The following is a 6,164-nucleotide window of genomic DNA, read 5'->3' as shown; positions in this document are numbered from 1 at the left end:
GTAAACTAGCAGTGACAAAAATACTGACTAAGGGTTCTAGATAGCTAAATAATTGGAATAATAACCAACCATTGAGAAATAAGAGCGGAAAAACTAGACTTAGCCGCAACCAACGAGGTAGTTGCTTAAAAAGCTCTATCATTAGACCTCTTGTAAAAATCAAAAATTGTTGTTAGGGTTAGGAGTCAGGAGTCAGGAGTCAGTAGTCAGGAGAATTAAGAATGAATAATAATCAATTAAACGGTCTATTTACAGATTTTATGTAATTTAATCCTTGTTTTTGCCTTTTTTGAACCCTCAAAAATTAATTATGCAAGAGGTTCATTAATTTTGTCCTGAGAGAGTATCGAGGTAAAAAGAGACTTTTCTAACCAGAAATCCTCTTTCAATCTAGCATCTCCTCGTTACTTTTTTGGTTCCAGTAACCCTGAAACTCTTATCCTAACTGTATGGAGCTAAGCGGATTCGAACCGCTGACCCCCTCAATGCCATTGAGGTGCTCTACCAACTGAGCTATAACCCCGCGAAGACCATTTTTGAATATAGCTTAAATAGAATCATTTTGTCAAGGGGTGACGAGAAAAAAATTTGTCAATCAAAAGGCGATCGCTCATTGACAATGGTGAAAAAATTGCCCCCATTTAGACAGGAGCCGAAATTTGGGTTAAATAGGTTAAACAGTGACCCATGAGGAAATAAACTACTAACATAGCCACTGCCGCTGCTGCCACTAAGGTTCCCGCCAGCATCAAGGAAAACTCTTGCTTGTCGAACGCTTGCTGCATCAGATGCAATGACCAAGCCACAAGACCGAGGTCAAAGATGAGAATCGGAACTAACATATTTTAAATTTTGTTAACTTTCCTCTATTCTAATACATAATTTTCCCTGGGGATAATCGGACTGAAGTTAAAAACAGGGATTTTTGCCGGTTGCTCGATCGCGGCTGGCAGCCGTCAGCCATTAGCTTTCAGTAATAGCTGTAAACCTTGCTCTTCTTGGGTTTCAGTCCGAAGAAATCGGCAGCAACTAATAACATTAACCGACTCAATCACGAGATTAAGTTCTGCTAATCTTGCCCTCATTTTCCCTGGCTAACGCACGGGTACTTGTTGATTGTGCAGATAATTTTTGACCTCAGCGATGGTTAATTGACCATAATGGAGCAAAGAAGCCAATAAAGCAGCTTCTGCCCGCCCTTCCGTCAATGCTTCGTAAATATGCTGACAATTACCCGCTCCTCCCGAAGCAATCACAGGAATCTCCACCCTTTCAGCGATCGCTTTTGTCAATTCCAGATCATAACCCGCTTGCGTGCCGTCGGCATCCATACTGGTAACTAACAACTCACCTGCCCCGCGTTTTTCCACTTCTTGGGCCCATAATAAAGCATCAATACCCGTATTTTCGCGTCCACCCCGAACATAAACCTCCCAACCGGGGTTATGCACATCCTTACGTCGTCTAGCATCGATCGCCACCACAATGCACTGTTTCCCAAAGCGATCGCTGGCTCGATCGAGCAATTCCGGCTCGCGCACGGCAGCCGAGTTAATGCTGACTTTATCGGCCCCGGCTCTTAACAAATTTTTAATATTTTCTAAGGATTGGATGCCCCCACCCACTGTCAGAGGAATAAAAACCTGTTCCGCCGTGCGATAGACTACATCAATAATCGTGTCGCGATCTTCATGGGTAGCAGTAATATCAAGAAAAACCAACTCATCAGCCCCTGCCTGATTATACAAGCGGGCCAACTCCACGGGGTCGCCAGCATCCTGAAGATTGACAAAATTAACCCCTTTAACTACCCGACCTTTATTGACATCCAAACAAGGCAAAATCCGCTTCGCTAACATATCCTAGACTCTTGATTGTAACAATGGCCATCAAACGATCGCATAATTCCACCCCGGCTGCCGAGGAAAATCTGCTCACTCCCAATCCCACTATAGAAGAAACGGAAAAAGCAGAAGCGCAGATTCGTCCGCAATCCCTAGAGGATTATATCGGTCAACAGGACTTAAAGGCTAATCTAAAAGTCACCATCGCCGCGGCCAAAGCTAGACAAGAAGCGATCGATCATTTGCTCTTCTACGGACCGCCGGGGTTAGGAAAAACCACCATGGCTTTAATTTTAGCGGCTGAGATGGGAGTAAATTGCCGCATTACTGCCGCCCCCGCTTTAGAGCGTCCCCGGGACATTACCGGCATCCTGATCAATCTTCAACCCCGGGATATTCTTTTTATCGACGAAATTCATCGACTGAATCGGGTAACGGAGGAGTTATTATACCCAGCGATGGAGGATTATCGCCTAGATGTGACGATTGGCAAGGGTCAAGCGGCAAAAATTCGCAGTATTTCCTTACCTCCCTTTACTTTAATCGGTGCTACTACCAAAGTTGGCTCTTTAACTTCGCCTTTGCGCGACCGTTTTGGCATGATTCAACGTCTGCGTTTCTATACAGTTGAGGAATTAACCACAATTATTCTCCGAAGTGCCACTATTTTTAATATTCCCATGACTGAAGCGGGTGCGATCGAAATTGCCCGTCGCGGTCGGGGAACTCCACGCATTGCCAATCGTTTATTAAAACGGGTGCGCGACTATGTGCAGGTGAAGGGAGAAACTATGATTACCCCCCAGTTAGCCGCTGAGGGATTAAATCAATTAAATGTGGATTCTATGGGTTTAGATTGGACCGATCGATTAGTATTAAAGACGATGATCGAACAGTTTCAAGGCAGACCCGTGGGATTGGAAGCGGTAGCGGCAGCCACGGGAGAAGATGCCAAGACGATCGAGGAGGTGTATGAGCCTTATTTATTACAAATAGGTTATCTTAATCGTACTGCCCGGGGTCGCGTGGTGACGGCAGCCGCCTACGAACATTTAGGTTTACTGGCGAAATTGCCGAAAAAGAATGATCGGAGTTTACCTTTGTTTGAGTTATAGTTTTCTAGATATTACAGCGTTTTAGCTCACTTGTGTCCTTTGAAATCCGGCTCTTCGGCAAGGTTTAATCTATACTTCACCTTTACGATAAAGGCTGTAGGAATAATCTGGTCGCTTCCGTCCCTTCTCAGTTAAGTAGTCGTGCAAAATTAATTTCCTAGTGAAGATAGGCAAGGGGCAAGGGGCAAGAGGCAAGAGGTGGTTAGATATGTGTAATTAATTTTGCTTAGGTACTTAACAATTCTTATTGCGCTGACTAATTACAGCGTTTTAGCTCACTTGTGTCTTTAAATACTGCCTTGACTGCTTGAAATCACACAAGCCCTTGTGTAAAGACTGTATGATGAAGATCGTAGTAAGTTACATTGTTGTCATTGCCTGCCGCTTCTCATCCAGACTATGTTGGGATTGGTCAAAGCTATGCAATAGTGAGCTTTTATAGTCAATAATTTTTTAAGTCTGTTAACGCCCTATGTCTGTCCCAAATAAAGAAAATATTAAACTAGAAACTCTTACCCTGTTTCAAAAATACCAAAAAACAGGGGATAATAAGTTACGGGATCAAATTATACGGTTAAACCTAGGATTAGTCAGAAGGGAGGCTCATCATTGGGTCAATCAATGCCATGAAAACTACGAAGATTTAGTGCAGGTTGGCTGTATGGGACTAATTCGGGCGATCAAGCGTTTTGACAGCAGCAAAGGTCATGCTTTTAGTTCTTTCGCCATTCCCTATATTCGCGGCGAAATTCAACACTATCTGCGCGATAAGGGTTACACGGTTCGTATTCCTCGTCGTTGGTTAGATTTAGGCAGACAAGCGACAAATATGCGTCGGGATTTCCAAACTATCCACAATCGTCAACCCAATGATACAGAAATCTCCCTCGCTTTAAATATTTCGCTCGAAGAATGGCAAGAGGTAAAACTGGCTTTCCAAAACCGTGAACCCCTCAGTCTCGATGCGACGGTTAATAACGATGAAGATAATAATACTTGTTTAAAAGACCTCATTCCCGATCCCGGTTATCGCAGCTTTCAACTTTGTCAAGAGGATCGCATTCGTTTACAACAAGCACTGGCTCAATTAGAAGACAAAACCCGTCATATTCTCGAATTTGTCTTCCTGAAGGATCTTACTCAACGGGAAACCGCCGAACAATTAGGCATTAGTGTTGTTACCGTCTCCCGTCGGGTGAAAAAGGGTTTAGAAATGCTCAAGGAAACTATGGTCCAAGAGGCATTTTAGCCCAATTATTCGGTTATCATAGCAAGTCCGTTATTAACTCCCAATTCAACTTTAAAAACTCAGTTATGGATTTTTTTCCCTGCTCCGATGCTCCCCGCTTATCTTAGCTCCAATAGCAAGTAATTCAAAACCCCAGCTAAATATTCATACTGCTCGATCGAATTATAGTAGTGAGCAGAAATTCTCACAATTAATGATGCTTCTCCCCAGGGAATTATCGGCAATTCGATCTGATATTTTTCCCACAGTTGTCTAGATAAATCTTCTGCTGCCCAAGCATAACTAGGAATTAGAATTGAAGACATCGATCCGATCATTGATTCTGGACAGGGATAATTGACCTCTAAGGCACGACAAAGTAAATTTCTGGCTTTTAAAACCAAATTATGATTCCTCGCCATCAGACCTAGTAAACCATCAATAGAGAGAGAATTTAAAAACTCGATCGCTTTTGGCACTGATAAATAAGCGGTGGGATCATCGGTTCCCATCCAAGCAAATTCTAACTGAAAACGGGAGCGATCTTGTCGAGGGGAATTCGCTCCATGGCTAATAGTTAAAGGTCGAATTATTGCCTGTTTATCCCTGCGCACATAGAGAAAAGCAGCCCCCTTGGCACTACATAACCACTTATGACAATTAGCAGTATAATAGGTGGGATTAATTGCCCCGATATTAAGGGGTAAAAAACCTAAAGCATGAGCGCCATCGATGAGAGTATCAATACCCTGATTATTTAATTCTTGCACAATTTCTGCGATTGGCCAAATTAAGGCCGTGGGACTGGTGACATGATCTAAAACTACTAATTTTGTCCGGGGAGAAACTGATGCTAAAATCGCTTGACTAATTTCTAAAGGAGACTGCACAGGAAAGGGAATTTTAGCGATAATTACCTTTAAACCCCATCTTTTAGCTATATGTTTAACTGCATTAGCACAAGCATTATAGGTTTGATCGGTGATCAGAATTTCCTCATTTTCCTGAAAAGTTAAGGAATTTAACACCGCATTCACTGCTGTGGTTGCATTGGGAACAAAGACTAAATCATCGCTATTTACACTGACTAAATCCGCTAATTTTTGCCTAGCAATATCTAATAAACCCTCTAATTCTCTCCCCAAAAATGCTAAAGGTTGCCTTTCCATTCGTTCCCGCAATTGTTGCTGATAATCCAAGACTATTCTAGGGGTTGCACCATAGGAACCATGGTTGAGAAAATAAATATTATCGGGAATTAACCAAGAATTTTTAGACATATTGAATTAATTTGATTTTATTCAAAACTAGAAAAAATAGCTGAAAAATTGCCTATTGTATTCAGAGACTGAATAGCTAGTATATTTATGATATAACCACCCATTTTAGATTAATCTCCGATGGGTTGAAAACGTTCGTATTCATCTTCGGGAGATTGATATTTTCCCGTTTTCACTTTCTGTTGGATTAGATGCTCTTGTTGTGGGGTAAGATGTACGTTCATAGGTATTATGACCATCTACTGAGAAAATCAACTTTATCTTAATTTTAAGCTAAATATCGACAAAAAAAGCTCTCCAGGAAAAAGGAGAGGGGAGAGAACGAGTTAGAAAAAATTATTAATGTAACCATCCTTTCAGACGACGCGCGACTTGAGGACGACGTAATTTTCGCATCGCTTTAGTTTGAATTTGACGTACTCGTTCGCGAGATAAATTGAACATTCCCCCCACTTCCTCTAGGGTATAGGGTTGACTGGTAGCTAAACCATAACGGAGAGAGATAACATCTTTTTCCCGTTCGGTGAGAACATCACTTAAAACTGCGAAAATTTCCTGACGCATCATCATCTCATTCATTTTATCTTCGGGAAGTTGTAGATCATCATCTTCCAACAGATCCACTAATTCCGTATCTTCTCCCTTCCCTACACGATGATTTAAAGAGAGAGATTGACGACGCAATTGTAATAATTGC

7 protein-coding genes, 1 tRNA gene and 1 pseudogene are annotated in these 6,164 nt (G+C 42.0%); 2 read left to right on the top strand and 7 right to left on the bottom strand.

Annotation, left to right across the window (positions count from 1 at the left end; genetic code table 11):
- The 4 genes and pseudogenes from PX484_RS19250 to hisF form a co-directional block, all read right to left on the bottom strand.
- Positions 1 to 142 (bottom strand): annotated as a pseudogene (locus PX484_RS19250) (AI-2E family transporter); the annotation flags it as partial.
- Between the two features lie 308 nt (positions 143 to 450).
- Positions 451 to 523: transfer RNA gene (locus tag PX484_RS19245), tRNA-Ala, on the bottom strand.
- A gap of 118 nt (positions 524 to 641) precedes the next feature.
- Positions 642 to 842 (bottom strand): hypothetical protein, encoded by a 201-nt coding sequence (locus PX484_RS19240; protein ID WP_002780857.1) that lies wholly within the window; start codon positions 840 to 842, stop codon positions 642 to 644.
- A gap of 252 nt (positions 843 to 1,094) precedes the next feature.
- A complete protein-coding gene (gene hisF, locus PX484_RS19235) occupies positions 1,095 to 1,859 on the bottom strand; it encodes an imidazole glycerol phosphate synthase subunit HisF (RefSeq protein WP_002800458.1) in 765 nt (254 codons plus the stop codon).
- Between the two features lie 23 nt (positions 1,860 to 1,882).
- On the opposite strand from hisF, the gene ruvB reads away from it, so the two are divergent.
- Both ruvB and PX484_RS19225 read left to right on the top strand, forming a co-directional pair.
- Positions 1,883 to 2,959, top strand: coding sequence for a Holliday junction branch migration DNA helicase RuvB (gene ruvB / locus PX484_RS19230; RefSeq protein WP_287669069.1), 1,077 nt, complete (start codon positions 1,883 to 1,885; stop codon positions 2,957 to 2,959).
- Positions 2,960 to 3,431: 472 nt separating this feature from the next.
- The gene (locus PX484_RS19225; RefSeq protein ID WP_287767870.1) at positions 3,432 to 4,208 is read left to right on the top strand and encodes an RNA polymerase sigma factor SigF; all 777 of its coding nucleotides are present in this window, start codon (positions 3,432 to 3,434) and stop codon (positions 4,206 to 4,208) included.
- 98 nt (positions 4,209 to 4,306) lie between these two features.
- Here the strand turns inward: PX484_RS19225 and PX484_RS19220 are convergent, their stop codons facing one another.
- The 3 genes from PX484_RS19220 to PX484_RS19215 all read right to left on the bottom strand — a co-directional run.
- The gene (locus tag PX484_RS19220) at positions 4,307 to 5,467 is read right to left on the bottom strand and encodes an aminotransferase class V-fold PLP-dependent enzyme (RefSeq protein ID WP_287669066.1); all 1,161 of its coding nucleotides are present in this window, start codon (positions 5,465 to 5,467) and stop codon (positions 4,307 to 4,309) included.
- Between the two features lie 110 nt (positions 5,468 to 5,577).
- Entirely contained in the window at positions 5,578 to 5,691 is a 114-nt protein-coding gene (locus PX484_RS26115; protein ID WP_367401692.1) for a ribbon-helix-helix domain-containing protein, read from the bottom strand.
- A 115-nt stretch (positions 5,692 to 5,806) separates the two neighbouring features.
- Positions 5,807 to 6,164: sigma-70 family RNA polymerase sigma factor (locus PX484_RS19215; protein WP_288105164.1), on the bottom strand; the 358-nt coding region annotated here is incomplete at its 5' end.

This window comes from Microcystis sp. M49636_WE2 (assembly GCF_030065375.1).
In the GTDB taxonomy this organism is placed as follows: domain Bacteria; phylum Cyanobacteriota; class Cyanobacteriia; order Cyanobacteriales; family Microcystaceae; genus Microcystis; species Microcystis aeruginosa_C.
The sequence above is the reverse complement of the archived record's forward strand: the minus strand, read 5'-3'. Positions and strand labels throughout refer to the sequence as shown.

Excerpts from the sequence above, each read along its gene's own strand:
- hisF (WP_002800458.1), bottom strand. The coding sequence starts at position 1,859 with ATGTTAGCGAAGCGGATTTTGCCTTGTTTGGATGTCAATAAAGGTCGG.
- PX484_RS26115 (WP_367401692.1), bottom strand. The coding sequence starts at position 5,691 with ATGAACGTACATCTTACCCCACAACAAGAGCATCTAATCCAACAGAAA.
- PX484_RS19225 (WP_287767870.1), top strand. The coding sequence starts at position 3,432 with ATGTCTGTCCCAAATAAAGAAAATATTAAACTAGAAACTCTTACCCTG.
- ruvB (WP_287669069.1), top strand. The coding sequence starts at position 1,883 with ATGGCCATCAAACGATCGCATAATTCCACCCCGGCTGCCGAGGAAAAT.
- PX484_RS19220 (WP_287669066.1), bottom strand. The coding sequence starts at position 5,467 with ATGTCTAAAAATTCTTGGTTAATTCCCGATAATATTTATTTTCTCAAC.
- PX484_RS19240 (WP_002780857.1), bottom strand. The coding sequence starts at position 842 with ATGTTAGTTCCGATTCTCATCTTTGACCTCGGTCTTGTGGCTTGGTCA.